Source organism: Paenibacillus sp. FSL H8-0168 (assembly GCF_038592955.1).
Classification (GTDB): domain Bacteria; phylum Bacillota; class Bacilli; order Paenibacillales; family Paenibacillaceae; genus Paenibacillus; species Paenibacillus polymyxa_B.
In genome coordinates, this window is record NZ_CP151948.1 from 4,788,145 (window position 1) to 4,813,704 (window position 25,560).

At 46.0% G+C, this 25,560-nt stretch carries 22 protein-coding genes; 9 read left to right on the top strand and 13 right to left on the bottom strand.

Annotated elements, in window-relative coordinates; genetic code table 11:
* Positions 1 to 126: 126 nt before the first annotated feature.
* Positions 127 to 294: a DUF1328 domain-containing protein gene (locus MHI21_RS21330; protein ID WP_028541846.1), complete on the top strand. Its 168-nt coding sequence runs from the start codon at positions 127 to 129 to the stop codon at positions 292 to 294.
* A 125-nt stretch (positions 295 to 419) separates the two neighbouring features.
* Here MHI21_RS21330 and MHI21_RS21335 read toward each other — a convergent pair whose 3' ends face one another.
* Both MHI21_RS21335 and MHI21_RS21340 read right to left on the bottom strand, forming a co-directional pair.
* The gene (locus tag MHI21_RS21335; RefSeq protein WP_342418865.1) at positions 420 to 1,586 is read right to left on the bottom strand and encodes an SH3 domain-containing C40 family peptidase; all 1,167 of its coding nucleotides are present in this window, start codon (positions 1,584 to 1,586) and stop codon (positions 420 to 422) included.
* Positions 1,587 to 1,777: 191 nt separating this feature from the next.
* A complete protein-coding gene (locus MHI21_RS21340) occupies positions 1,778 to 2,647 on the bottom strand; it encodes a cation diffusion facilitator family transporter (protein ID WP_341163123.1) in 870 nt (289 codons plus the stop codon).
* 410 nt (positions 2,648 to 3,057) lie between these two features.
* On the opposite strand from MHI21_RS21340, the gene MHI21_RS21345 reads away from it, so the two are divergent.
* Positions 3,058 to 3,243: a hypothetical protein gene (locus MHI21_RS21345; protein ID WP_029517162.1), complete on the top strand. Its 186-nt coding sequence runs from the start codon at positions 3,058 to 3,060 to the stop codon at positions 3,241 to 3,243.
* Positions 3,244 to 3,399: 156 nt separating this feature from the next.
* On the opposite strand, the gene MHI21_RS21350 is transcribed toward MHI21_RS21345, so the two are convergent.
* From MHI21_RS21350 to isdC, 8 genes are all read right to left on the bottom strand, one after another.
* On the bottom strand, positions 3,400 to 5,028 hold the full coding sequence (locus MHI21_RS21350; RefSeq protein ID WP_342418866.1) for an ATP-binding cassette domain-containing protein: 1,629 nt from the start codon (positions 5,026 to 5,028) through the stop codon (positions 3,400 to 3,402).
* Between the two features lie 283 nt (positions 5,029 to 5,311).
* Positions 5,312 to 6,091 carry an ABC transporter ATP-binding protein gene (locus tag MHI21_RS21355; RefSeq protein ID WP_025718721.1) on the bottom strand — a complete coding sequence of 260 codons (780 nt, stop codon included), beginning with the start codon at positions 6,089 to 6,091 and terminating at the stop codon, positions 5,312 to 5,314.
* The gene (locus tag MHI21_RS21360; protein WP_069290386.1) at positions 6,081 to 7,064 is read right to left on the bottom strand and encodes an iron ABC transporter permease; all 984 of its coding nucleotides are present in this window, start codon (positions 7,062 to 7,064) and stop codon (positions 6,081 to 6,083) included. Before MHI21_RS21360 ends, MHI21_RS21355 begins: the two co-directional genes overlap by 11 nt.
* Positions 7,065 to 7,078: 14 nt before the next feature.
* Positions 7,079 to 8,038 (bottom strand): heme ABC transporter substrate-binding protein IsdE, encoded by a 960-nt coding sequence (gene isdE / locus MHI21_RS21365; protein WP_342418867.1) that lies wholly within the window; start codon positions 8,036 to 8,038, stop codon positions 7,079 to 7,081.
* 282 nt (positions 8,039 to 8,320) lie between these two features.
* On the bottom strand, positions 8,321 to 12,679 hold the full coding sequence (locus MHI21_RS21370) for an NEAT domain-containing protein (protein ID WP_342418868.1): 4,359 nt from the start codon (positions 12,677 to 12,679) through the stop codon (positions 8,321 to 8,323).
* A gap of 98 nt (positions 12,680 to 12,777) precedes the next feature.
* Positions 12,778 to 13,275, bottom strand: coding sequence for an NEAT domain-containing protein (locus MHI21_RS21375; protein WP_322174813.1), 498 nt, complete (start codon positions 13,273 to 13,275; stop codon positions 12,778 to 12,780).
* Between the two features lie 32 nt (positions 13,276 to 13,307).
* A complete protein-coding gene (locus tag MHI21_RS21380; RefSeq protein WP_025718712.1) occupies positions 13,308 to 13,775 on the bottom strand; it encodes an NEAT domain-containing protein in 468 nt (155 codons plus the stop codon).
* Positions 13,776 to 13,847: 72 nt separating this feature from the next.
* Positions 13,848 to 14,363, bottom strand: coding sequence for a heme uptake protein IsdC (gene isdC / locus MHI21_RS21385; RefSeq protein WP_341163119.1), 516 nt, complete (start codon positions 14,361 to 14,363; stop codon positions 13,848 to 13,850).
* 397 nt (positions 14,364 to 14,760) lie between these two features.
* Between isdC and MHI21_RS21390 the strand changes: the two genes are divergently transcribed.
* The 4 genes from MHI21_RS21390 to isdG are packed head-to-tail and all read left to right on the top strand — an operon-like array spanning position 14,761 to position 17,889.
* Positions 14,761 to 15,741: an ABC transporter substrate-binding protein gene (locus MHI21_RS21390; protein ID WP_342418869.1), complete on the top strand. Its 981-nt coding sequence runs from the start codon at positions 14,761 to 14,763 to the stop codon at positions 15,739 to 15,741.
* A 9-nt stretch (positions 15,742 to 15,750) separates the two neighbouring features.
* Positions 15,751 to 16,749, top strand: coding sequence for an iron ABC transporter permease (locus MHI21_RS21395; RefSeq protein ID WP_316244198.1), 999 nt, complete (start codon positions 15,751 to 15,753; stop codon positions 16,747 to 16,749).
* Positions 16,746 to 17,537 (top strand): ABC transporter ATP-binding protein, encoded by a 792-nt coding sequence (locus MHI21_RS21400; protein ID WP_342418870.1) that lies wholly within the window; start codon positions 16,746 to 16,748, stop codon positions 17,535 to 17,537. Before MHI21_RS21395 ends, MHI21_RS21400 begins: the two co-directional genes overlap by 4 nt.
* A 1-nt stretch (position 17,538) precedes the next feature.
* Complete coding sequence (gene isdG, locus MHI21_RS21405) at positions 17,539 to 17,889, top strand: heme oxygenase (protein ID WP_316244200.1); 351 nt, start codon at positions 17,539 to 17,541, stop codon at positions 17,887 to 17,889.
* 219 nt (positions 17,890 to 18,108) lie between these two features.
* On the opposite strand, the gene MHI21_RS21410 is transcribed toward isdG, so the two are convergent.
* The 3 genes from MHI21_RS21410 to MHI21_RS21420 all read right to left on the bottom strand — a co-directional run bounded on the left by MHI21_RS21410 (position 18,109) and on the right by MHI21_RS21420 (position 21,822).
* Positions 18,109 to 19,119, bottom strand: a complete 1,011-nt coding sequence (locus tag MHI21_RS21410) for an MBL fold metallo-hydrolase (RefSeq protein WP_316244201.1) — start codon at positions 19,117 to 19,119, stop codon at positions 18,109 to 18,111.
* Positions 19,120 to 19,447: 328 nt separating this feature from the next.
* Positions 19,448 to 20,479, bottom strand: coding sequence for a cytochrome d ubiquinol oxidase subunit II (locus MHI21_RS21415; RefSeq protein ID WP_103050321.1), 1,032 nt, complete (start codon positions 20,477 to 20,479; stop codon positions 19,448 to 19,450).
* On the bottom strand, positions 20,476 to 21,822 hold the full coding sequence (locus MHI21_RS21420; RefSeq protein WP_342418871.1) for a cytochrome ubiquinol oxidase subunit I: 1,347 nt from the start codon (positions 21,820 to 21,822) through the stop codon (positions 20,476 to 20,478). Before MHI21_RS21420 ends, MHI21_RS21415 begins: the two co-directional genes overlap by 4 nt.
* A gap of 351 nt (positions 21,823 to 22,173) precedes the next feature.
* Here MHI21_RS21420 and MHI21_RS21425 point away from each other — a divergent pair, with 351 nt between their 5' ends.
* From MHI21_RS21425 to MHI21_RS21435, 3 genes are all read left to right on the top strand, one after another.
* Complete coding sequence (locus MHI21_RS21425; protein WP_254327088.1) at positions 22,174 to 22,728, top strand: MarR family transcriptional regulator; 555 nt, start codon at positions 22,174 to 22,176, stop codon at positions 22,726 to 22,728.
* Positions 22,729 to 22,817: 89 nt separating this feature from the next.
* A complete protein-coding gene (locus MHI21_RS21430; RefSeq protein WP_342418872.1) occupies positions 22,818 to 24,050 on the top strand; it encodes an MFS transporter in 1,233 nt (410 codons plus the stop codon).
* Positions 24,051 to 24,378: 328 nt separating this feature from the next.
* The gene (locus MHI21_RS21435; RefSeq protein ID WP_103050324.1) at positions 24,379 to 25,512 is read left to right on the top strand and encodes a virulence factor; all 1,134 of its coding nucleotides are present in this window, start codon (positions 24,379 to 24,381) and stop codon (positions 25,510 to 25,512) included.
* The last annotated feature ends 48 nt before the right edge of the window (positions 25,513 to 25,560 follow it).

Below are 25,560 nucleotides of genomic sequence, written 5' to 3' on the forward strand. Positions count from 1 at the left end.
CGTTTAAAACACCATATAACGATGGCACAGCCACGAATAATCTATAGAAGTCATTGTCATCTGCAACCACGCTCTATCGGAGCGTGAGTATGCCACATTATATACAATTAAAGGAGGATACAGAACATGCTAAAATGGTCCGCTTTATTCTTAATTTTTGCTGTGATCGCCGGGATCTTAGGTTTTTTTGGTATCGTCGTGTCCATAGCTGCTACAATCGCTAAAATATTATTTGTGATATTTCTGGTATTGTTCGTCATTTCACTCTTTACCGGAAGAAAACGGGTTTCATAGTTATCGGATGCTAGCTGCACAAAAGTAATATTCTAAATGTTTATAAAAAAAGGATGTTCCCACCCTGGTTAACAGGGCTGTGGAACATCCTTTTTTGATACAGCTTTTTAACATTTAGCAGCGCTCTATTGAATCACGCTGCCCCCAAACAGGAAACGATCCTGCCAAGGCTTGCTGAAATCCGTAACTTTTACACCGCCACCCGCTACAGAAAACGTATGGAGAAGCTTGTTGTCTCCCAAATATACAGCTACGTGTGTAATCGTTTGGGAGGAATTATCCAAGGACGTGTACGCCCCGGAAGATGCATTATAATTTGTAAAGAAGAGCAAATCACCACGCTTCAGCGTAGTCATGTCCGTATTCGGCTGACTGTTTTGCTTGATCCACTCACCCTGTGAACGAGAATCTGCCGGAAGCTGGATACCTACAGCCTGACGGAAAATTTGACGGGTAAATGCCGAGCAATCAAAAGTAGCCGTACTGTTGCGATCTGAACCATATTCATATGGAGTTCCGAGATAAGTCATCCCCGTGTTAATAACCTGCTCTATTGCAGCCGCTGCATCACCGGAAAACATGTTCATAGTTGACACAGGAGAGGCTGTCGCAGGTATTGCGGTAGTATCAGGAGTGGTTGTCACCGGAGCAGACACAGGCTGCTGCACAACAACGCCCTCACCAATACGAATATACTGTGGAGACGAGCTGACGTAGCCCACCGTACCATCAGCATTGGTAACCTTGAACCAATAAGCATTACTTGGGTCGGTAATCGTAACGACATCCCCTGCATTCAAATAGCCCAAAACCTCGGAAGAAGTGGATGCCTCCGCCCGCAAACGAACGGACGTTTGAATCGTGGCTTTCGTTTGACCGGCAGAACTATTCACTGAGGCCACTGCCTCTTTAGCTGAAACATTTTTAACTGACTCGGTGGCTTCCGATTTACGAGTGGTAGACGGGGTGACAGCAGCAGCGACGCTGGTAGCGCCAATTTTTATGTACTTGTCGGAGCTGCTAGTGTATCCGGTTACTCCATCAGAAGTCTTGATCTTATACCAATAGCTGTTCGTTTTCTCCAATACCGTTACGGCCTCTCCCTGCTTCATAAAGCTGACTACATCCCCTGTAGTCGAAGGACCGGATCTAAGCTTTACAGCCGCCTGAATAACCGCCTTCTGTCCTGTGGATGCTGTTGATGCCGCTGCGTCAACTTGACCCGCCGCCACATGAATTGCTGCCAACAGCGCGGCTGACGTCATGAGCATTCCCATCACGCGTCTTCTCAATGTTGCACCTCCTGGCTGTTTTTACGAATTTGAAGAGCATATCCAATTCCGACGAATATAGCCGGACATGCCTTCATTATAGTAAAAGCAGCAGGAAGAGAGATATAATCCAAACGTCACAAAAGGAAGCGTATACGGCTTTTGCATATAGGTCTAAAGTCACTTTTAATACTAACTATTCAATAATTAATCTATAATTTGGGTTCTACATGGACATGGACATGCATCGTGTTATGAACCTCTTGCAGGCGCTCCTCAATCCGGTCGCTGATCCGATGCCCTTCAATCAGGCTGAGTTGCGGATCCACCTCAATGACCACATCCACCAGCGCATGATTGCCGTGTACACGTGCCTTAACGTCCCGAATCCCCTCTACTCCAGGTATACAGGCAATCGTACTCCGTAAGTCAGACAGTTCTTGCTCATCAAATCCATCGGTCAAGCTGTGCGTGGAATCCTTAAAAATATCCCATGCTGTTTTACAAATGATAAATCCTACCGCGATCGCAGCTACAGTATCCAGCCAGGGTAGCCCGAACTGTGCGCCGATAATGCCAACTGCTGCCCCAACACTGACAAGTGCATCCGATAGATTATCCTTGGCCGCCGCCAGCAAAGCCTTATTGTTAATTTGCCGTGCCAGTCTGTTATTGTAAAGGTACACTCCCAGCATAATCACTGCACAAATCACAGCTACACCCGCGGAGGTGATATCCGGTATTTGCTTTCCGCCCTTGAAAATGCTCCCTATCCCATCAATAAGCACCTGCAAACCGACGACAGCCATAATAAAGGACGCCAGCAGCGCCGCGATCGTTTCTGCGCGAAAATGTCCATAGGCATGGTCAGAGTCCGGTGGTTTTTGGGAAATTCTCAGTCCAACCAGTACAGCGACCGACACTATAATATCGGTGACATTGTTGAACCCATCCGCCCGCAACGCGCTAGAAGCAAATATATATCCGCTAATCAGCTTAAAGGCGGATAGCAAGAGATAAGCAGCAATGCTCACCCACGCCCCACGCTCGCCTTTTCGTATTTCTTCATAGACATTTACCACAACGTAGGACACTCCTTCAAATATATAGTTTCCAGCAGAACGATCTCACCGGGCCTAAAATAAAAATAGCAGCGTTGCTGCCCTGAATAATAACAATTTTTCTTTGGTTAACTGTTATTTTCAGGATAGCAGACGAACTTTGTGTGGGTCTAGAGAAACAGTCTTTCCGCTCTGCATCGCTGTAGTAACAACGAAAAAGTATTGCCAGGCCTCATTCCTGTAGGTTACACAAAACATTTTTTCCTTCACACAAAAAACAGACGTTTTCTCTTCCACCCCACCCCAGATGTGTGTTATCATTGTTGCCCTTGTCCCTTCTTTTAAAAACGTATAAAATGAGGACACAGCCGCGTTTTTCTTCAATCCAGCATGATTGACATGAATCTGGCGGCAACAGGAGGAATTTATTCATGAGCGATGCCAATGAACCACGTAAAGTTAATCTCGCAGATGCCATTCGGGAAAAGCTGGCACAAAAAAAACAGCAGTCCGGCGCTTCACAGCAGGGCGGCTTTCAAGGCGGTTCCACCAAAACACTGAAAAGCCAAAATACGAAGAAGCCGAACAACCAACGCCGTCGTACAGGCGGATCATAATCCACCTCATAGCCTTTATAGGGTATCAAAGGTCTGGCGTACCTCACTGCCAGAACCAAGTAAGCTATGGGCATGGTACAAAAACGAAAAAGAGGAGTCTCCCTGCCATCTTAATGGCCTGAAGGAGCTCCTCTTTCGTTTATCTAGTTGCTGAAGTTAGCCAATTTCTACCGGATACATACGTTCACGCAATTTCGCGATTTCTTCATTTTCCAAGTACTCATCATAACTCATCGTACGGTCAATTACGCCGTTTGGTGTAATTTCTACGATGCGGTTCGCGATCGTTTGAATAAACTGGTGGTCATGAGATGTGAACAATATAGTACCGTCAAAGTCGATCAGACCATTGTTCAGCGCTGTAATGGACTCCAGATCCAAGTGGTTGGTCGGTTCTTCCAGCAGCAACACATTGGCACCGTTCAGCATCATTTTCGCCAGCATACAGCGAACCTTTTCGCCCCCGGACAGTACACTTGCTTTCTTAAGCGCTTCTTCTCCAGAGAAAAGCATACGTCCCAAGAAACCGCGCAGGAACGTTTCGTCCTGATCCTTGGAATATTGACGGAGCCATTCCACAAGATTCATATCCACGCCTTCAAAATAGGTGGAATTATCTTTCGGGAAATAAGCCTGGCTAGTTGTAATCCCCCAAGAGAATTCTCCGCTATCCGCTTCGATCTCGTTCATCAACACCTGGAAGAGCGTCGATTTAGGCAAACCGTTCGGGCCAACAAACGCGATTTTATCGCCTTTGTTCACAACCAGACTGAACTCATTCAGTACTTGCTCGCCTTCAACGGTTTTACTGAGGCGGTCTACTGTCAGGAGTTGTTTGCCTGCTTCGCGTTCAGGCTTGAAGTTCAGGAAAGGATATTTACGGTTCGATGGACGGATGTCATCCAACGTAATTTTATCCAGTTGTTTTTTACGTGAAGTAGCCTGTTTGGACTTGGAAGCATTCGCGGAAAAGCGCTGAATAAAGGCTTGCAGTTCCTTGATCTTCTCTTCCTTCTTCTTGTTGGCATCACGAGTCAAGGCAAGCGCAAGCTGGCTAGACTCATACCAGAAGTCGTAGTTTCCGACGTACATCTGGATTTTACCAAAATCGATATCCGCAATATGCGTACATACCTTGTTCAGGAAGTGACGGTCATGGGATACAACGATGACGGTGCCTTCATAGTCCATCAAGAAATTTTCCAGCCATTGAATGGATTCGAGATCCAAATGGTTGGTAGGCTCATCAAGCAGCAAATTGTTCGGACGACCAAACAACGCTTGAGCCAGGAGAACACGTACCTTGTCATTACCACTCAGCTCAGACATGTTCTTGTCATGCAGGTCGCGGTGAATACCAAGACCGATCAGCAAGGAAGCTGCATCTGGCTCGGCATCCCATCCGTTCAGCTCCGCAAATTCACCTTCAAGCTCACCGGCACGTAGACCATCCGCTTCGGTAAATTCCGTTTTGGCATACAGCGCATCCTTTTCCTTCATGATTTCATACAGACGCGTGTGGCCCATAATAACGGTTTCCAGAACCGGGAATTCATCGTATTCATAATGGTTCTGCTTGAGGACTGCCATCCGTTCACCCGGTGTCATGTGAACCTCGCCAGAATTGGCTTCAATTTCACCGGAAAGAATTTTCAAAAAGGTGGATTTACCCGCGCCATTCGCCCCAATCAGGCCGTAGCAGTTCCCAGGAGTAAATTTGATATTTACGTCTTCAAAAAGTGGGCGTTTACCATAACGAAGCGTTACGCCGCTTGTACTGATCATATAAGCATACCATCCTTATCATTAGTAAAGTGCTAAACACAAAATTACCGACGGCAATAGTATAACACACAAAAGATCGGATTCGAACCGTAGTATAAGCATAACCGCCCCTGAATCTCATCCAATATCTTATAAATAAAATAAAAAATGCTTCTGTCTCCACGATTGTCACCTGACAAACACATGGACCAGAACCATTTTCATGTTTTAAATTCGTTGAGATGCCGTGAGGACAGACGCGTTATTCAGTCGCAGCATTGATTGTTCCGTGCGCTTGTAAATGTCAGGAAACCCCGACACCTATCGGAATGAGGTACATGCCCGCTTCATCATCCTGTTTGATTACGACCTCCACGTCATAGACCGCCTGGATCAGCTCAGATGTAACGACCTCTGTAGGTGGGCCGTTCGCTATAATACGCCCTTCCTTCATGGCAATCATCACATCGCTATACCGAATAGCCTGATTGATATCATGCAGCACCATCACGATGGTCAGTCCATGTTCCTGGTTTAACTGCCGAATGAGCTCTAAAATTTCAAGCTGGTAGTACATATCCAAATAGGTGGTCGGCTCATCCAAAAATAAAATTGGCGTCCGCTGTGCCAAGGCCATTGCAATCCATACACGCTGCCGTTCTCCTCCTGAGAGCTGATCCAACGTGCGAGTTCTACGTTCGTTCAGATTAGTACAGGCTATCGCCCACTCGATCGCTTCCTCATCCTCATCACGTCTCGCTGTGAACATGTTCTTATGGGGCAACCTTCCGAAGCTGACGAGTTTTTCTACAGTCAAGTCGGAAGGTGCCTCATTCTGCTGATGGACTACTGCCAGTTGACGGGCCAGCTCCTTGGGCTTGTAGTGGGCTATCTCCTTGCCGTCCAGAATCACCTGGCCCAAGCGGGGAACAGCATTGTTGGACATCACGCTGAGCAGCGTCGATTTGCCGCATCCGTTGGGACCAATTATGGTCGTAATCCGTCCCGACTCAATAACAGCATTAATAGCGTGCAGACGATCCGTTTTCCGATCATATGAGAAGGTTATATCCTTAATGTCCATAGGTGCGATCCGCCTTTCTGATCAGGAATATCAGGAACGGCCCGCCAATGACGGCCATAATAATAGAAGCCGGGATTTCATTGGGAGCAAGCACTGTCCGCCCCAGTGTATCCGCGAGCAGCAACAGCAAGCCGCCACATAATGCGGAAAATGGAATCAGCCACTTATGATCCGAGCCAACCAGGTAGCGGGCACAATGCGGAACGAGCAGGCCGATAAAGGCAATTACTCCTGCGATGGCTGTAGCCGTTGCTGCAAGCAGCACTGCAATCACAGAAATCAAAAGTCGTGCGCGCGTTACATTGAATCCTAGATTTTTAGCTGTTTTATCTTGAAGGGACAAGAAATTGCACCAAGAGAACACGAGCATGGCTAAAATTAGCCCAATCCCGCCATAGGTCACAATAACCTCGACATCTACCCATTTTTTCATAGACAAGGTTGAAGTGGTAACCTGATTAATGCTGGTGACTGCATAACTGCCTCGATAGTTAAACGACTGACCTAGGCCGGAAAAAATGGCGTTCACAGCTACCCCGATCAGAATGAGACGAATCGGATGCAAGCCAGATTTCCATGAAAATCCATAAACCATTAGGCAGGCTAACGCACCGCCAATAAATGAAAAGAACGGCATCCAGAAATAAAGCGCCGGAAAGACCGTCACCGCAATCAGCGAGATCAATGCCGCTCCCGAAGAAATGCCGATAACCCCAGCATCCGCCAGCGGATTTTTCATGACGGCTTGCAGTAAAACACCCGCTACTGCAAGGGCTGCACCTGCCATTACGGACACGAAAATTCTCGGTAGTCTCAGGTCCTTGACCACATTCACCTGATCATCTGTACCTGTCCACAATCCGGTCACCAACTGACTCAAATCCACCTTGAGACTGCCTGTCATCGCTGAATACAGCATGACGCCAACGAGCAAGACAATTACAACAATAAGGCTCCAACCTTTTTTGGACATGTCATCAGCTTCCTTTAATTCGAAGGATACAGCATTTTCATCAGCTCATCCAGCGCCGAGTTTGCCGCTAAATTCCCTGTTGTGCCAAACAACGGTTCAGGCAGATCATAGACATGCCCATTTTTCACAGCGTTGAAATGCTTCCAGATATCGTTAGTTTTGAACTCTTCATCGAACATTTTCACTACTTCATCCGGCATCCCGTGTGCAGCGCGCAAAATGATATCGGGGTTGGATTGCTGCAAGGCTTCGGTATTGTGGGCAATGAACTCCACCTTCTCGCCCTGAACCACATTGGTTCCCCCTGCAATTTTAACCAGATCCCCAATATAGGAATGCTCTGTAGCCACCAGATAGCTTCCCGGTACTCCCAGCAAAATCAATACTTTAGGGGATTTCTTCCCTTTGATCTTTTGTTGAATCTCGGCTACTTTCGTATCCAAAGCTCCATTAATCTCTTTGGCCTTATCGGCTTTGCCAAACGTGTCTCCCAGCTTTTGAATTTCTGTTTGCATATTCGCGAGACTTTCAAAATTTAAAAATTCGGCATTGATTTTCAAATCTTTAAATTTAGGCTCCAGATCATATTTCAGTGTCGTCACCGACAGTACGTCCGTCGGCTTCAATGACATCACTTTTTCCATATCAGGGCTCATCGGATTACCCACATCAGGCACATCCTTGTAACGGTCAGGCAGCACTTTCGTGCTTGTCGGCTTGCCTGCCAAATCCAGGCCCAGTGCATCCGTGATTTCCGCAATGGCTACCGTAGTCGCCACAATACGAGGAGCTTGAGCTTTACCGTCAGACGACTTTCCGGTTGCATTAGATGTTGCCGCTGATTTCGAACCATCGCTCTGATTCTGCCCGGCCTGTGCCCCTCCCGAACATCCAGCCAGCAACAAGATCACGATGCCGATTAACATATATAAACCAAATGTTTTTCCTTGAGCCAATGCTATATACCGTTTCATGAAAATCCAGTCACCTCAATTCAAAATATAGAAAAACAGTAGGAGCCCCAACTTTTCGGGTATCAGGATTTTGCAAAATTCGATCCCAGTCGCTCCAAGGTGCAATATATAGACGAACTAGACCATTTCGATCTACATATTGTTCATTAGAAGTCGCTTATTGGATTTTTGCAAATTCCTCGGGTATGTAAATGCTGACAAGTCTTGATGCCGGGGCACCAAGACTTGCTCGCGTACAAACTTTGCTGTTATTCAGACTACATTGATTATCACAACCTGAGGCTACTTCGCTTTTAGGCTTTCTTCATCAAATTGGAACTGAACTGTATACCAGTGATCATACGGCACTCCGCCAAGAACCAAACCAGGCACAATGACGTGTGTGTAAGCACCAATTTTCTGAGACAAGTCCCCTACCTCGAATTGAACGACACGTGTATCGCCGGATGTCGAGATTACTTCCACATCTTTCAGGGTACCGTTTTGCTCTACTTGGAGAGCTGGCATCCAGGAACTATTTTTCAAAGTAATTTGAATATAGCGCTTGTCTCCCTTTTCAATCAGTGTAGCTGGCTTGTCGAGATAACCGTCCATAACGGAAGCTTCACTCGTTTTGTCTTTAAATACGTTGTAATTAATCGTGTATTGCTTCTCAGGAGCCGTTTGAACCGGTTGCTCAACTACTGGTTTTGTTTCAGCCACAGGTGTGGTCGTTTCTGCTGCCTTGTCCGTAGAAGCTACTGTTGGTTCAGTTGCGGTTGCAGTTGTAGCTGCATTGACTCCCTCACCTTTAAGCGATGCACGGTCAAATTGAATCTGTCCGCCGAATTTCTCATTTAGAATGTATTTCTCAGGCAGATATACCTGTGTGTACACACTCAACTTTTTATCCAGATCAGGCACTTCGAACGCAATAGTGTGCGTATCACCTTTGGTGTCCGAATCCATAATCGTCGGATTGGCATAACGGCCTTCAAAATCCGTTTGGAATAGCTTCAAAGCCTGGTTGTCCGTAACGGTTACATGGGCCTGAACTTTACCATCTTTCACAATCAATTTCGCTAGATTTTGTACAAAAGGAGCCGCTAGAGATTCCTTGTCCGTTCCGTTCGCAAGCACACGGAAGTTCGCAGTGTACTCTCCATCCGCTAAGTTGTTTTTCCCTTTTTCTGCTTCAGCCGACTTCTTGTCGTTGTAATAAGCTACATTACTGGTATCGAATTTAAATTCAAAATCGTATACTTTCTCTACCCGATCCTCAGTCTTAAAGACCATCGGAGTGGCACTTGCCACTTTAGGGGCTTCATAGACAACTAGTTGGCCTTTTACATTGTTTTTAAAGTCATTTACGCTAAAACGAACGTGCTTCGTATTGCTTGCTGCATCTTCCTGGGTCACTTCTGCGTCTCGGTAGTCCCCGCTTGCGTTGTCCCAAATGCGCAACGCCTTCACTTCATTACTGTTTTGCAGCTTCAGACCTACAAACCGTTTGTCGCCTTCCACGACCAATTGCGCTGGTTCATTAGTGATAAAGCGTTGAGCTGGAGAATCCACTCCTGTGGAACCATCCGACAACAGAATGCTGAATTTCAAGGCATATTTCCCATTGACAAGCTTGTCAAAATCCAATTTTACGATAGGATCTGTAGCTCCTGTAGAGGAAGGCTCGACAAAGCTGCGAATAGTAGCAGGCTCGAATTGAAATTGCACATCATATACGTGATCATATGGGATGCCGCCCAAATCCAATCCAGGTACGATCACATGCGTATTCACTGTCACTTTATCCGAGAGATTTGGCACTTCAAATTGTACTGTTCTTGTATCTGCGGAGGTCGATTGCTCAACCACCGGAGCTTCTGCACCATTTACTTTAAAGGTTTTGATCCAGCTGCTCTTGTCCATTTTGATCTGAATCACATTTTTACCGGACTGTCTTAGCAGCGTGGCTGGTTTCTGCATATAGCCATCCATCACAGATATTTCATTGCTTCCGTTTTTAAGTACAGAGAAATCAATGCTGTATCTGCCGTTTTCAGTCACGGGAGTTGTGCCGCCGTCTGTTCCTTTTACCGCAATGCTGCTGCGGTCAAATTGAAGACGAAGCTTATGATCCATCTCATAAACCCCACCTGGATAGGTCGTGCTCACATGTACCTGTGCATTCATAATAGCGTCCAAATCGGCCACTTTGAATTTCACAACACGTGTGTCCGCTTTCTTGTCCACGCTTACGATATCTGCATCTGTTAACGTTCCGTTTTGTTCTGTTTTGAACTCCGTCACTGTGGCGCTGTCTTTGATCGTGAAGGAAGCTTCATACTTGCCTTTTGATACCGTCAGTGTTGCCGGAGATAATAAATATTGCGCCATTGCCGATTTTTGATCTTTTGTTGCGTGCAATGCATTGAACTGGATCGAATACGTTCCATCAGCTAAAACTTTTCCAGGCGTACCTGGCGTCCCAGGATCAACCGGGGATGTTGCATTAGTGATGCTACTCTTATCAAATTGCAGACGAAGTTTATGATCCATCTCATAAACCCCACCTGGATAGGTCGTGCTCACATGTACTTGTGCATTCAAAATAGCGTCCAAATCCGCTACTTTGAATTTCACAACACGTGTATTAGCATTCTTGTCCTCACTTACAATATCCGCATCCGTTAACGTTCCGTTTTGTTCTGTTTTGAACTCCGTTACTGTGGTGCTGTCTTTAATGGTGAAGGAAACTTCTTTTTGCCCTTTCGATACCGTCAAAGTCGCTGGAGACACCAGATATTGTGCCATGGCTGACGCTTGATCTTTTGTGGCATGCAGTGCGTTAAAGTTAATCGAGTACGTTCCATCCGCCAAATCTGATGGTGCGGGTACAGAAGCCAGCTGAAGATCTACATTATAAGTATTCACGTAGCCCAGCTCAGGCCAGTTGATGCTTACCCATGCGCTTAACTTAGCAGGTATTTCTTTAACCTCGAATTCAATAACTCGTGTATTCGCAGTTTTGTCTTCACTTACTGTAGCAACATTAGTTAATAGTCCATTTTGTTCTACCTTAAAGCCATCAATTTGCTTACTGTTTTTCAATGTAAAACGTACATACTTCTTGCCATTACGTTCAATCAAAGCGCCTGGTTTCTCTGTATAACCATCCATCATTGACTTTTCATTGGTTCCATCCTTTAAAAGGGTGAAATCCAGATTGGAACTTGTTTCTGGAGAGGTTCCATTTCCTGTAATACTATTCTTATCAAATTGCAGACGAAGCTTATGATCCATCTCATAAACCCCACCTGGATAGGTCGTGCTCACATGTACTTGTGCATTTAAAATCGCGTCCAAATCCGCTACTTTGAATTTCACAACACGCGTATTGGCTGTCTTGTCCTCACTTACAATATCCGCATCTGTTAACGTTCCGTTTTGTTCTGTTTTGAACTCCGTTACTGTGGTGCTGTCTTTAATGGTAAAGGAAACTTCTTTTTGCCCTTTCGATACCGTCAAAGTCGCTGGAGACAACAGATATTGTGCCATGGCTGACGCTTGATCTTTTGTGGCATGCAGCGCGTTAAAGTTAATCGAGTACGTTCCATCCGCCAAATCTGATGGTACGGGTACAGAAGCCAGCTGAAGATCTACATTATAAGTATTCACGTAGCCCAGCTCAGGCCAGTTGATGCTCACCCATGCGTTGAGCTTGGCAGGCAGATCTTTTACTTCAAACTCGATCATTCGTGTATTCGCAGTTTGATCTTCACTTACAACAGAGGTGTCGGTTAACACTCCATCTTGCTCTACCTTGAAACCATCAATCTGCTTACTGTTCTTTAATGTAAATTGGACATATCGTTTACCACCACGCTCAATTAGAGAGCCTGGTTTCTCCGTATACCCATCCATCATTGACTTTTCATTGCTTTCATCTTTCAAAAGGGTAAAGTCCAAATCAGCGAGTTTCTCTCCTGTATTAGGAGGCGTTACCGGTGGTGTTACAGGTGGAACCGTTGGATTCTCCGTTGAGTTTTTAAGTCTCAAACTGGAAGGATCAAACTCAATCCATTCCTTCACTGAACGGTCTGGATCGGTATCTACATACCATGGAGAACTGCTATTAAATCCAAACTCCGTATTTACATTTTGATGAAAATCATAAACATCGAAGCTTACAGTCCCGGAAGTTTTCCCAGAATCCACCTCTATTTTTGCGGGAACTGTTTCCCCGTTTTGTTCAACTAAAAATTTCGAAAGACCTTGAGATTCCGCAAACTTAAATGAAAAATGGTATTTTCCATCCTTAATGATCAAATCTCCAGGATAGGTATAGTTTGTTTTGAAGCTTGAATCCCTCGTGCTTCCGCTGACTGTCTTTCTTAAAGGTTTGTAATCAATCAGGTATTCTCCATCTGCATAGGTCGCATCAGTAGTGGTCACAGTATTGGTAGGCTCAGCATATGTGCTGGGCACTTCTACCGGAATCTCATAAGTAGCATAAGTAGCACTAGTGACTGTAGTGCTTAAATCTGGCAAATTCGACGAAGTGGACTCACCCTCAGGTGTTGCTCCTACGTATGGTGAAAATAAAGAAAACAACATTAGAATAGCAGCAAATGTCGTTATAAATTTGTTAAATCGGCTTTTCAAGGTGATGTATCCCCCTACTTAAAATATACTCATTTGGAGCTTTGAAACTAAGCTCCAAATGAGTATTCAATTCAAAATTATATTTTCAAAAAGAAGTCTTAGATATCGCTGTCGTCGAATTGGAATTGAACAATATAGTCGTGATCGTACGGAATACCACCAGTGTATTCTGCAGGCACACTTACATGCAGTTTAACGTTCAATTTTTGAGACGGGCTAGTTACAGGGAATTCGACTATTCTTGTATCCCCTGATGTGCTTACTACAGTCGCATTCACATACTGACCGTTTTGTTGAGTTTTGAATTCAGTAACCCAAGCACTTTTGGTAATAGCTACTCTCACTTTATATTGACCATTCGTAACAATCAGTGTGGCTGGTTTTTTCACATAACCATTTGTATCCATGTAAGATGGCTGAGTCGTTCCATCTTTATAAACGGTATAAGGCAATTGATACGTTCCATTAGGCAAAGCCGCGTTCGCTTTATTGGCAGAAAATGGAGCTAGTACCACAAAAACAAGCGCTGCCATCAGTACAGTAAGCATTACTTTTTTCAAAGACAATTTTTCCATACGATTCATAATCATGTTCATGTTCTTAATCTCCTTTTACGTTTTATTTTGGATTAGATTTCGTCGAATTGCAGTTGTACATCGTACTTGCCTGTGTAGCCGATTACTGGAATTGTGATTTCAGCGTAAGCATTCACTTTTGCATTCAGATCAGCAACTTCGAATTCCACTACACGAGTGTTGTTCGCAGTATCTGTGCTTACCACAGTCGCATCTTGCAGTACGCCATTTTGCTCTACTTTGAACGTTGTAATCAGATTGCTGCTTTTCACAGTCAGACGAACGACATTTTTGCCATTAGCTACCGTAACCTGAGCAGGCTTCGTCAGGTAGCTATCCAATCGAGAAGTTTCATTGGTTTGATCCTTCAGAACGGTATAGTCTACGTTATACGTGCCGTCGGCTGCTGCCGCTTTAGCTGAGAATGGAGCAACAAGTGCAAAAACAAGCGCTGTCATGATCAATGCTACAAATACCTTCTTAAAAGAAAATTGCTCAAAGCGATTCATTACCATATTCATATCTACACACACTCCTCAATTTTTTATGCTTCAATTTGTGTTGATTTTATGAACGATAAAGATGGCTTGAATTTACTTCTTGGAAGATTTAGTTGATTTCGCTGACTGGACGGCTGCTATTTTTTTGACGCTTTTGGAATCAAAAGCGAAGCGGATCGTATAATCATGATCGTAGTTATACGCAGGGACAGTAACATGAATTTTAGAGATTAGCGGGCTGTTCACACTCGTAATTGGAAATTGTACGGTGCGGGTATCGGTTTTGGCATCCTTATGGATGACCTTTGTATCGATGATTTTGCCTTTGTAATCTACTTTAAACCCAGTTGTCCATTCGCTATGATTCAGCTTAATTTGCATGGTCATTTGACCTTTTTTTACATACAACTTAGCTGGTTTTTCAAAATAATCATTAGCCATGGACACCGAATCATTTTCTGCCTTGAGAATATTGTATTTGAGCGTGTATGTACCATCCGCCAATTTTGGAGAAGCCGCAGCGGCTACTACAGATGACGAAGTTGGCCAAAAGTTCAGCACACTCACCAGCAGAAACACAGCAATAATTGCAGAATACCCCTTCTTCATTTTGACAGCAGTCCCTCCCCACGAGAATAAACTAATTGATTATCATTCTCAATTGATAATTTAAAAAAAATAGCTCTTTCCGAGCTTGTCTCCCCACCTCTCTATTCCATAATTTCGCAAAATCAAGTAAACCCATCACCAATATATCTTACACTTTTCGAAAATGTCAATATGTATTTGCGTGTACGTAATCCCTTGATATATGCTATTTTTTAAGAAAAATTTGTAGTTCCTTCTTCTTTAATTCGTATATATCCCTTTTATTTTCAGTTCAAAATTTATTTAAAAATTTTCTTTTTTCAATTGACATTCCCCAGTGATATTCATTATCATTCTCTTATACATAATTGAAAATGATTATCATTATTGTTTAACTCAAAATTGCAGGAGGAATAACATGAAATCTTATGTGTTGTGGTCGTCCGCAGCGCTTTTATTGGCAGTTACCGGATGTAGTAATGGTGCCCCGACCGCAGATCACAAACCAACCAGTGCATCCGTATCTGCCACTTCTGGCACGACAAGCAGTGCGGTGATTCAAGTTACTGATTTTTCTAAACGGACGTTAGCGTTTCAAAAGGTCCCTCAACATATCATTGCGCTCAGCAATGGCGATCTGGATATCATATACGCATTGGGTGGAACTGCCGTGGGCAGGCCCAACTCCAATGGACCTGCCATCGTACCTGCTGCTGAGAACGTTCAGCAAGTAGGCTCCACTCATGAAGTCGATCTGGAGAAAATTACGATGCTCAAACCGGATGTCGTGCTAGGCAATTATCCTATGAATGAAAAAGATATTCCAGCCATTGAAGGAGTCGGTTCACAGCTGCTGCTGACGGGAGCCAATTCAGTTCACGATATTCAGTCGCAAATTACGCTGTTCGGACAATTACTGCAAAAGCAGGCTCAGGCCGTGAAGCTAAATCAGCAAATTGACCAACAAATAGCTAAGCTGCAAAAGGAAACCGCTTCTGCCTCCAAACCGAAGGTGTTGCTCGTCTACGGAGCCCCGGCCACGTACATGGCTGCACTGCCGAATTCATTGAGTGGAAACATTCTGGAAGCTGCGGGTGGCTCTAACATCGCCGCTGATTTTCCGGGCCTGCAAAATTTCCCGCAATATGCGCAGCTGAACACAGAACGCATCATACAGGCTGACCCTGACTACATCTTCATCATGACTCATGGCAATACGGAAGATGTTAAAGCTGCATTTATAAAAGAAATGCAGGAAAATGCAGCTTGGAACGGAATCCGAGCAGTCAAAAATAATCAGGTCGAGGTTTTACCTTCAGATCTGTTCGGTACGAATCCGGGCACACGTGTCACTAAAGCGCTGGATTTGATGCATCAAAAGCTGTATCCGGCGAAATAGGCGATGGAGATGAACAAACTACAGCGCGCCAGAAGACGCACCATCGCCTGGATTACCCTTCCGATTCTACTGCTGGCCGTCTCTGTGTACGGTCTGGCCTACGGTTCGGTGTCGATTCCACTTCAAGAAATCTATCATGTTTTGCTACATAATGATGATTCTACATATCGCACGATCCTGATGGATCTCCGGCTACCCAGAGTATTAGTAGGTTTACTCGTAGGAGCTTGTCTTGCAGCTTCCGGAGCACTTCTTCAAGGTGTCATGAAAAATCCATTGGCTGACCCTGGCATTATTGGTGTATCGGCTGGAGGTGGACTTGCCGCCGTCATTACGATGGTGATGCTTCCACAGCTCAGCTACCTTCTTCCGATAACGGCCTTTTTGGGAGCCTTTCTGAGCGCAATCGTCATTTATCTGCTGGCTTGGGACCGAGGGGCTTCCCCTGTCAAAATTGTGCTGGCTGGCGTTGCGATCAACGCGCTGCTGGGCGCACTTACCAACGGCGTAATGGTCATGTACAGCGACCGCGTACAGGCCGTTCTTCCTTGGTTATCCGGCGGATTAAACGGAAGAAGCTGGCATCATCTGGAGTTCATGGCGCCTTACGCCATCATTGGTTTAATCGCCTCTTTCTTTGCGATTAAACCTGCTAATTTATTGCTATTGGGCGACGATTCAGCACAGCTGCTGGGCCAGCGAGTAGAGCTTCAACGTATGCTCATTATCCTGCTTTCTGCCCTGCTTGCCGGTACAGCAGTCAGTGTAGCCGGGTTGATTGGCTTTGTAGGACTGGTTGTTCCCCATGTCATACGGCTGCTAATCGGGGAAGATTATCGTTTCCTCCTTCCCCTTTCCATTGCGGGCGGTGGAACGCTGGTTGTCCTGGCAGATACGGTGGCACGATCCTGGTTTGACCCGATTGAACTGCCTGTAGGTATTTTGTTGGCCGTCATCGGGGCACCGTTCTTCTTAATCCTGCTCAAGAAACGGGGGAATTTCGGATGACAGCCATTCAGGGTGAGCATATCTCCTTACAACGTGGGTATTTCCAGCTGGACGATGTGAATATCACCTTGCCTGCTGGTCAGCTCACCGCGATCGTCGGACCGAACGGTTCAGGCAAGTCCACGCTTTTGCGGATTATGACCCGGTTGCTCAAGCAGGATCAGGGTCAGGTTTCCGTGCTGGGCAAACCCGTGCAGGAGTACAAGCGGCGTGACTTTGCCCAGACGATTACAATGCTGCCGCAAATGAAGGATATGCTGCCGTTATTGACGGTCCGTGAGCTGGTCGCTTACGGGAGATCTCCTCATGCCAAAGGCTTGAGGGTACGCCATACCGGACAGGACCAGCAAATCGTGGACCATGTCATGAAAATCACGGGCATCCAGCCCTATGCAGATCGAATGTTCCATACTCTATCAGGAGGTGAACAACAAAAAGCGCGAATTGCAATGGCTTTGGCCCAACAAACAGGTATTCTTTTGCTCGATGAACCGACCACTTTTCTGGATATCGCCCACCAATTTGAAGTTATGGATATGCTGCGGCGTATCAATCACGAGTCCGGCTTGACGATTGTTATGGTACTGCATGATTTGCAGCAAGCTGCGGCCTATTGTCATCATATGATTGCACTTAAAAAGGGACGAATCGCCGTTGCCGGCGAACCCCGTGAGATTTTGACGTCTGCTTTTCTTCGCGACATTTATGAAATGAACGCTACCATCAAATTTGAGGATGGCTATCCGGTTATTATACCGACCATACCACATCATTCAGGAGGAATTTAATATGGTTATCGTTACAAATACATCTAAAATCACACCGGGCAATGCACATCTACTCATCGAAAGATTTAACAAAGAAGGAAAAGTTGAAAAAATGGAAGGTTTTCTCGGTCTGGAAGTGCTGCTGACTGAAAACACGAAGGATTATGAGGAAGTAACCATCAGTACACGCTGGAAAGAAAAAGAGAACTTCCAAGGCTGGACGAAAAGCGAAGCGTTCCGCGAATCCCATAGCCATCGTCATATTCCGGACTATATTATTGAAAATAAAATCACGTTCTATGAAGTTAAAATCGTTCGTCATCCCATCGCCAACAGCGATTCCTCTTTGGCAAGTGATTCCGAAGCAGTTTAATCCTGCATCACAGCCCAAAAACAAAAAAAGCGACTCCGCAGACAACATCATTTGTCCGCAGAGTCGCTTTTTTTATCAGGATTTTGCAAAATTCGATTCCAGTCGCTCCGAAGTACAAGATATAGACGAACTAAAACATTTCGATCTATATCTTATTCATTGGAAGTCGCTTATTGGATTTTTGCAAAATCCTCTTATATAAGGATTATGTCGAATTCCTCAAATTGTAGTTGAGCAGCGACGTCCAATTTTCAGCGTCTCTCCGTGCCCAAGAACATGAATGCGTTCCTTCGCAATACCCATACGCTCACGCTCCGCTTCGAGACGATCCAGCGCCTCTCTTGGCGTATCATCCGCCAGCTTGAAGGCTCCGTAGTGCATCGGAATCATCTGATCTGCGCCGCAATCTACAAACCCTTGCAATGCCTCCTCCGGTGTCACGTGCTGCGAGGTCATGAACCATTCCGGTTCGTACGCGCCAATCGGCATAAAGGTCAGATCAATGGCAAAGCGCTCGCCAATCTCTTTAAACCCACGAAAATATCCGGTGTCTCCCACAAAATACAACGTTGGTGCATCCTTTGAGTCTGTATTCGAATGAGGATGGGATTCCGTGACGGACGTGGCAGAGCCAATCACCTGCTGCTCATTTTGCAGAACGTATCCCCCCCAATGCGAAGTGTTCGTATCAAACGGCGTGCGTCGTGTCCAATGCTGGGCTGGAACAAACGTAAATCGTACCCCTCCTACCGTAAAATGCTCCCACCATTGCAGCTCATGACAGTTTCGAAAACCTTTGCGGATCATTTTCGCCTTTAGCCCCGAGGGTACAAGCATCAGCGTATCTGCACGATATAATTTCCGCAACGATTCTAAATGTAAATGATCATAATGTGAATGAGACAGCAGAATGATGTCCAGTGGTGGTACATCCTGAATACGAATGCCAGGCGGAGCCAACCTTTTATCAAAAGCCATACGCTCTGCCCATACCGGATCGGTGACGATATTCAGCCCAAGATACTGGATGAAAAAGGTGGAATGTCCCACCCAGGTCGCTGTCGCCATCTCCCGATTGCTATGCAGGAACTCCAGCTCCGGGGGATGGTTTGGCACAACGAACGTATAATCCTTTATTTTGCTGCGTCGCTCTTGCCGCCATTGTCTGAATTGCTTGATTGTTTTATCGGTATTTACATGATCCATATTGTTAAAACGCACTTTGGGCATGATGCAGCTCCCTCCCTGATGAACCCGTTCTCCAAAAAACACAGCGGTTCCATTTAACTATATATTGTCACTCGAGTGTGAACATGAAATGATGCAACATCCTGATATATGTAAAGTATAATTCAATCACGTCTGTAAAGGAAATTCTGCGATAATACAGCAAAAGCAGACCTCCCGCATCAATCAGGAAGGCCTGTTCCACCTGTAGTTGTCAGTCCTGTGGATTTTTAAAGCGTGCCGAATAAATAAACAAAAACACAATCGCCACGACAATAATGATAGGTGACTCGTACATAATCGTAAAATGCTCGAAAGCAGCCACTCTAACTCACCCTTTCTTCCCTTCATGTCCGCGCACATATTTTGCATCGAATAGAAACAATCTTAATATCAGAATCAGCGAAGGGATCAGCACCAGCAGACCCGCAACAAACGCCGTAATCAACGCATACGCCATCGTAGAATTTGTAAAGCTGTCGTAGACATTAATGTAGGGATACAGAACATACGGGAGATGCGAGCGGCCGTAGCCATACCAGGCAAATGCAAATTGCAGCATCACCAATATAAATGAAACCCCCAGATGCCGCCGCTGCCATACCAGATAAACTGCTCCCGCGAAGCATATGAAGGATGCAACAAACATCCAGGCTATGTTCAGCATATTGGTAAAATGATCTGGATTTTGTTTGTTAATCTGAAAAAATGCGAGCAGACTCGCAACAATCGTTGGACCGCTCCAAAGCAGCGCATATCCCCGTACAATTTCAAAAGCGACCTTGTCTCCCGCCCTTTTGGCATAATAGGCCAAAAACATCGCCGAGATATACAGCACGCTCACCAGCGCCAGAATAATAACCGCCCACGTGTAGGGATTACTTAATAGCTGACCCCATTGCAGGTGTACACCTGTACTGTTTTCCACAATAATGCCGCCCTCCGAAATAGCGAGAACTGTGGACAGTGCCGCCGGAATCAGCAACCCTGTCGCACCGTATAACGCCATGTAGACGATATTATTTTTACCAGAATGCCCATACGTATTGTACGCATAATACACTCCCCGGATGGCGAGAAGCACAATCGCAATACTGCCGGGAACGAGTAACGCCGTGCCATAGTAATATGCCGCATCCGGGAAGAACCCGTTTAATCCCACCACAAAAAAGATGAGAAATACGTTTGTTACCTCCCACACCGGGGATAGATACCGTTGAATAATATTGTGGATTTTGTTCTGGTGGCCTGTTAACACACTGTAAAAGCTGAAAAAACCTGCACCAAAATCAATGGATGCCACAAGCAAATATCCGAACAGGAACGTCCACAAAATGGCGATACCTACAATTTCATAGCTCACTTGCCTTCAGCCCCTTCCAGGCCCAGCTGCCTTATCTCTTCCACCGCATCCTTATTGCGGAATAGCTTGCTGAGTACCTTAATGGCCGAGAAACACAACACCAGATACAAAATAACAAACAACACCAGCATCCACCCGACACTCGTAGAAGTGGTTGCTGCTTCGGACACTTTCATATATCCGCGTAAAATCCACGGCTGTCTACCGACCTCCGCAAACATCCATCCGAGTTCAATAGCTACCATCGCCATCGGCCCCACCAGAATGAGCGCCAACAGTAGCCATCTGGGGTACGGTTTGCGGCCTGGCAAACGCTTACGGATCAGATACAGCAGTGGGATGACGAGAATCAGCACTCCTGTGGTGATCTTGAGGTCAAACATATAATGAATAGACAGCGGCGGACGCTCCTCCACCGGATAGTCATTTAATCCCTTAACCTCCGTACTGGGCAAATTACCAGCCAACACACTAAGTGCATAAGGCACTTTCAAGGCATATTTGATTTCACCGTTCTTATCCATGTATCCGCCATATACGAAGGGGGCGTGCGTCATCGTATCAAAATGCCATTCGGCGGCAGCCAGCTTCTCCGGCTGATATTTGGCCAGAAATTTACCGGATGCGTCTCCAATCATCACGGTGCTGATGGCAAACACAATGGTACAGATGGCCGTCAGCTTTAGCGCCTTTTTAAAATAAGGGTGATTACGCCCTCGCAGCATGCTGTAAGCAGCCAGCCCCATCAGCACACCAGCGCTCAATGTATACGAAGAAGCCAATACATGGGACACTTTGGTTGGCGTAGCCGGATTTAGCATAGCCTCGATGGGATGAATATTTGTCATGACTCCATTTTTGAGTGTAAAGCCTTGAGGTTGGTTCATGAACGAGTTCACAGTCGTAATAAAAACCGCTGAGGCAGACGAGGCAATCGCTACCGGGATGAGCAGCATTAGGTGAAAATATTTGCTTTTAAACCGATCCCAGGTATACAAGTAGATGCCCAGGAATATAGCTTCGATGAAAAAAGCAAACGTCTCCAAAAACAGGGGCAGCGCAATCGCTTGTCCAGCCACCCGCATAAAGGTGGGCCAAAGCAAGCTGAGCTGCAGACCAATGGAGGTGCCTGTAACGACACCCACGGCAACGGTAATGACAAACCCTCGTGCCCACCGTCGGGCCAGCAGTGTATAATGCGGATCACCAGTTCGCAGCCCGCGCCATTCTGCTAGTGCAATCATTAAGGGTACGCCGACGCCGATGGATGCAAATACGATATGAACAAACAGGGTAATTCCGGTCAGCATCCGGCTTAGCAATACAGGGTCCAGTAAAGACAAATGGGTTTCACTCCTTCATTTCACATTTTAAACATCGCAGATCACTCTGGATTACCAACTAAGGAGTCAAGCGAGCTATGCTTTTAATTACGGCATATAGCATGATGGCCGCAATTACTATACATACAATAATGAGCGTTCTTTCCTGCTTGCGGAACATAGGAACGCCTCCTTCACTTATCTATTGGCGCATTTTGGTAACCTATTCACAGTTTGGTTCATTCTATCGAGTTTTAACCCTGCTTCTGCATTGAATGTAGCAGTATTTCTTTTTAGATATTGTTTTATGCATTTCAATACGCTATATTGATATATAGTTAGATAACCTAATTATATGAAAAGAGTGAATGTATGCCACCAAAACAAAGTAAGCGGGACACCGTCCAGCAACCTCTTCCCCGTCTGGGTCCAGAACCTTATCTGGAGTTAATGGATCAAACTGCCCTTGCAGGAACGGACCGACAACTTGCCCGCATGGGTCTCTTCTTGCTATGGACGAGCGATAACGTGCTCGACGCGATAGATCTAGATCTATCTGCTTACGGCCTCACAGAGAGTAAGCTCGATCTGTTGTTGCTGTTGACACTGCACCAATCTCAGGCTCAGATGAGCCCCTCTATGATTGCCGACCGTCTAGGAATCCGGCGTGCATCTGTTACATCCCTCCTGGACTGGACAGAGCAACGAGGATGGATTATCAGAGAACATAATTCTACAGATCGACGTAAAATTCATGTACGCATTACAGAAGCGGGTTCTCATCTTGTACAGCAGGTGCTCCCTGTTTTTTGGTCTTCCTGTGCTTCACTAGCGAGTATTTTGGAGCCTGAGGAGCAGGTCGTTTTTTCACGGATTATAGAAAAAATCCATCATTATATGGAAGGCAGACTGGGGGTGGGCAGATAAATTTTTTAAACATATAATTAGGTTATCTAATATATTCAATTGTTTGTATTAACAAGCTGCTTATTTTATGATTAAGGAGTGTTTAATTAATGAGTAAATTACGAACCCATCATACCGTTATACAGAAAGGAAATGTTGCTCTCCCTTATGCATGGATGACTGTAATCCTATGTTGGTCGGCGGTTGTCGTCATGTCCAGCCTGTATGTGACGATCCCTTTGCTCCCTTTCTTTGCTAAAGTATTTGGAAAAACGCTTGCTGAAGCAGCCCTGCCGGGCAGTATCTTTTCCTTAGGCTTTGCGGCAGGATGTCTTGTTTATGGTGGATTGTCTGACCGCTTTGGACGAAAGCAGGTTATCGTCACCGGACTGCTCGCGCTAACGATTATTTCTTTGTCCATCAGTTTAACCAGTCAGTATTCTGTATTGGTTATACTGCGCTTGCTTCAAGGTTTGGCTGCAGCCACCTTTTCTCCCGTTGCTCTCGCATACGCCGTCGATATGTTTCCGGCCGAAAAACGGGTAACAGCTATCGGCTTTATCAGCACCGGTTTTCTAGTAGCGGGCATTGCTGGACAGGTATTTAGTATTGTCATCAGCGAACAAATGGGATGGAATACGGTATTTCGGATGCTAGGCGTTTTGTATGCAATTACCTTCCTAATCGTCCTTTTTTTCCTACCTAAAACCCCTTCCCCTCAACGAGGTATTCGCATTTGGTCAGCTTTCAGTCAATTAGGGACCGTCCTGCGCTCGTATCCTTTATGGTTAACCTACACGGTCGCTTTTGTTCTCCTGATGTCCTTTGTGAGCATGTATACGGTTTTGGGTAGCTATCTTAGCGGCCCTGAATTTGGCCTGAATAGCCGACAGATGCTTTATGTCAGATCCGCTGGTATCATCGGCATGCTTCTTTCACCATTCGCCGGAAAGCTGGGCGAGAAATTCGGTGTGCATATTATATTACGTACAGCCCTTATTCTTGCTATCCTCAGTTTGGCACTAATGGGAATGACGCATTCTCTGATAGCTATCGTAGTATTGAGTGTATGTTTTGTCAGCGGCATTGCCCTGAGTGTCCCTTCACTTATAGCAATCGTCGGCCAGCTCGGCGGTGCAGCAAGGGCTATAGCCGTCTCACTGTATACCTTCGTCCTGTTTGCCGGTACGAGTCTAGCCCCTACGCTTTCCATTCGTTTGATGGGAAATGGCAGTAATCAGACAACTACATTTATGATGCTGGCAGCTGTTCTGTCTGCGGGCTTTATCGCCTCCGTGCTCATTCGCAGCCACCAGAACGATCCGCTGAAGCGGGATGCATAGTACAGCATCAAACTATAAACCGAACTTAAAAGCTACCTATAGTGCCACTGCGTAGTCGGATGGTACTTCCCATCGCCACCGCTACGCTTGGATAGCACCATTCCGCCTACTCCGTTTTCATGTTCATTTTTCGAGTTTGGCTTATATAGCATCCTGTTTTTATTAAAAAACTCCATATTCATCAGACAAGTTTACCCGAATTAGTGTGAGATATGTCATTGTGTTTTTCCTGTATACACGAACTTATCTTTGGAGACATTCGCAGAATGAGTTACAATACAGATAAGCTATATATGGAGAACTTTTGAACAGGAGGCTGTACTGAGCTATGAAAATAACATCTATCGAGCCAACTCCCAGTCCGAACACCATGATGCTGCATCTGGATGAGCGACTGGAAGCGGGTATCCGCAGAACATATACACGGGACAATGAGCGTTCCGCTCCCCCATTTATCCGGCGCATGCTGGGCATTGAAGGGGTCAAAAGTGTGTTTCATACGACTGACTTTGTAGCCCTTGACCGCAAAGGGAATGCAGATTGGTCAACCATTCTGGGTCAAGTCCGGGATCGGCTAGGCGAGGAAGGCGCTGACGCCAATTGGGATTTGCCAGAGGAAACCTCTGGAGAAGCATTTGGCGAGGCACAGGTCTTTGTGCAATTTTTTCGCGGCATTCCAATGCAAATCCGAGTCAAGGCGGGGCAGCAGGAGGAACGAATTTCCTTGTCCGACCGCTTCGTGCAGGCCGTTACCCGTGTAGCGAGTGCAACGCTGATCAAGGAACGCAAGCTGAGCGATTACGGCGTCCGCTACGGTGAACTGCCGGACATTGCACGCGAGGTCGAGCAGGAATTGGAGGCAGCCTTTCCACAGGATCGGCTGGAGCAGATTATCCAACAGGCGATTGCCCACGGCGCAAACAACAGCGAATTCGTAGAGGAACGCCGCGAATGGAGCGATGCCGAGCTGGAGAAGGCCCTGCAGCACGAGGATTGGCGCACACGCTACGCTGCGCTGGATCGGCTGGAGCCGACGCCTGAGCATTTGCCGCTTATCCGGCAAGCGCTGCATGACGACAAAATGCAGCTACGGCGGCTGGGCGTCGTCTATCTGGGCGATATTCGCTCACCAGAGGCGATGGATCTGCTAGCCGAGGCGCTGCGCGATCCTTCAGCGGCAGTACGCCGCACCGCAGGCGACACGTTGTCAGACATCGGCGACCCGGTCGCTACCAGCGCAATGATCGGAGCCCTGTCGGATAGCAGCAAGTTGGTGCGCTGGCGGGCGGCACGTTTTTTATACGAGGTTGGAACCGAGGATGCACGTGATGCGCTGGAGAAGGCTGTCGATGATCCCGAATTCGAGGTTAGTCTGCAGGCTAAAATGGCGCTGGAACGTATCGAATCAGGCGAACAAGCCGCGGGCACAGTTTGGCAGCAGATGGCCAAGCGGAACTCTTAATTTAAGATTCTACGAGTGATTTTCAAAAAATTGTCGATTGTCAGAAGA

Coding starts and splice junctions, on each gene's coding strand:
- MHI21_RS21330 (WP_028541846.1), top strand. CDS start 127: ATGCTAAAATGGTCCGCTTTATTCTTAATTTTTGCTGTGATCGCCGGG.
- MHI21_RS21345 (WP_029517162.1), top strand. CDS start 3,058: ATGAGCGATGCCAATGAACCACGTAAAGTTAATCTCGCAGATGCCATT.
- MHI21_RS21350 (WP_342418866.1), bottom strand. CDS start 5,028: ATGATCAGTACAAGCGGCGTAACGCTTCGTTATGGTAAACGCCCACTT.
- MHI21_RS21355 (WP_025718721.1), bottom strand. CDS start 6,091: ATGGACATTAAGGATATAACCTTCTCATATGATCGGAAAACGGATCGT.
- MHI21_RS21360 (WP_069290386.1), bottom strand. CDS start 7,064: ATGTCCAAAAAAGGTTGGAGCCTTATTGTTGTAATTGTCTTGCTCGTT.
- isdE (WP_342418867.1), bottom strand. CDS start 8,038: ATGAAACGGTATATAGCATTGGCTCAAGGAAAAACATTTGGTTTATAT.
- MHI21_RS21375 (WP_322174813.1), bottom strand. CDS start 13,275: ATGAACATGATTATGAATCGTATGGAAAAATTGTCTTTGAAAAAAGTA.
- MHI21_RS21380 (WP_025718712.1), bottom strand. CDS start 13,775: ATGAATATGGTAATGAATCGCTTTGAGCAATTTTCTTTTAAGAAGGTA.
- isdC (WP_341163119.1), bottom strand. CDS start 14,363: ATGAAGAAGGGGTATTCTGCAATTATTGCTGTGTTTCTGCTGGTGAGT.
- MHI21_RS21390 (WP_342418869.1), top strand. CDS start 14,761: ATGAAATCTTATGTGTTGTGGTCGTCCGCAGCGCTTTTATTGGCAGTT.
- MHI21_RS21395 (WP_316244198.1), top strand. CDS start 15,751: ATGAACAAACTACAGCGCGCCAGAAGACGCACCATCGCCTGGATTACC.
- MHI21_RS21400 (WP_342418870.1), top strand. CDS start 16,746: ATGACAGCCATTCAGGGTGAGCATATCTCCTTACAACGTGGGTATTTC.
- isdG (WP_316244200.1), top strand. CDS start 17,539: ATGGTTATCGTTACAAATACATCTAAAATCACACCGGGCAATGCACAT.
- MHI21_RS21410 (WP_316244201.1), bottom strand. CDS start 19,119: ATGCCCAAAGTGCGTTTTAACAATATGGATCATGTAAATACCGATAAA.
- MHI21_RS21425 (WP_254327088.1), top strand. CDS start 22,174: ATGCCACCAAAACAAAGTAAGCGGGACACCGTCCAGCAACCTCTTCCC.
- MHI21_RS21430 (WP_342418872.1), top strand. CDS start 22,818: ATGAGTAAATTACGAACCCATCATACCGTTATACAGAAAGGAAATGTT.
- MHI21_RS21435 (WP_103050324.1), top strand. CDS start 24,379: ATGAAAATAACATCTATCGAGCCAACTCCCAGTCCGAACACCATGATG.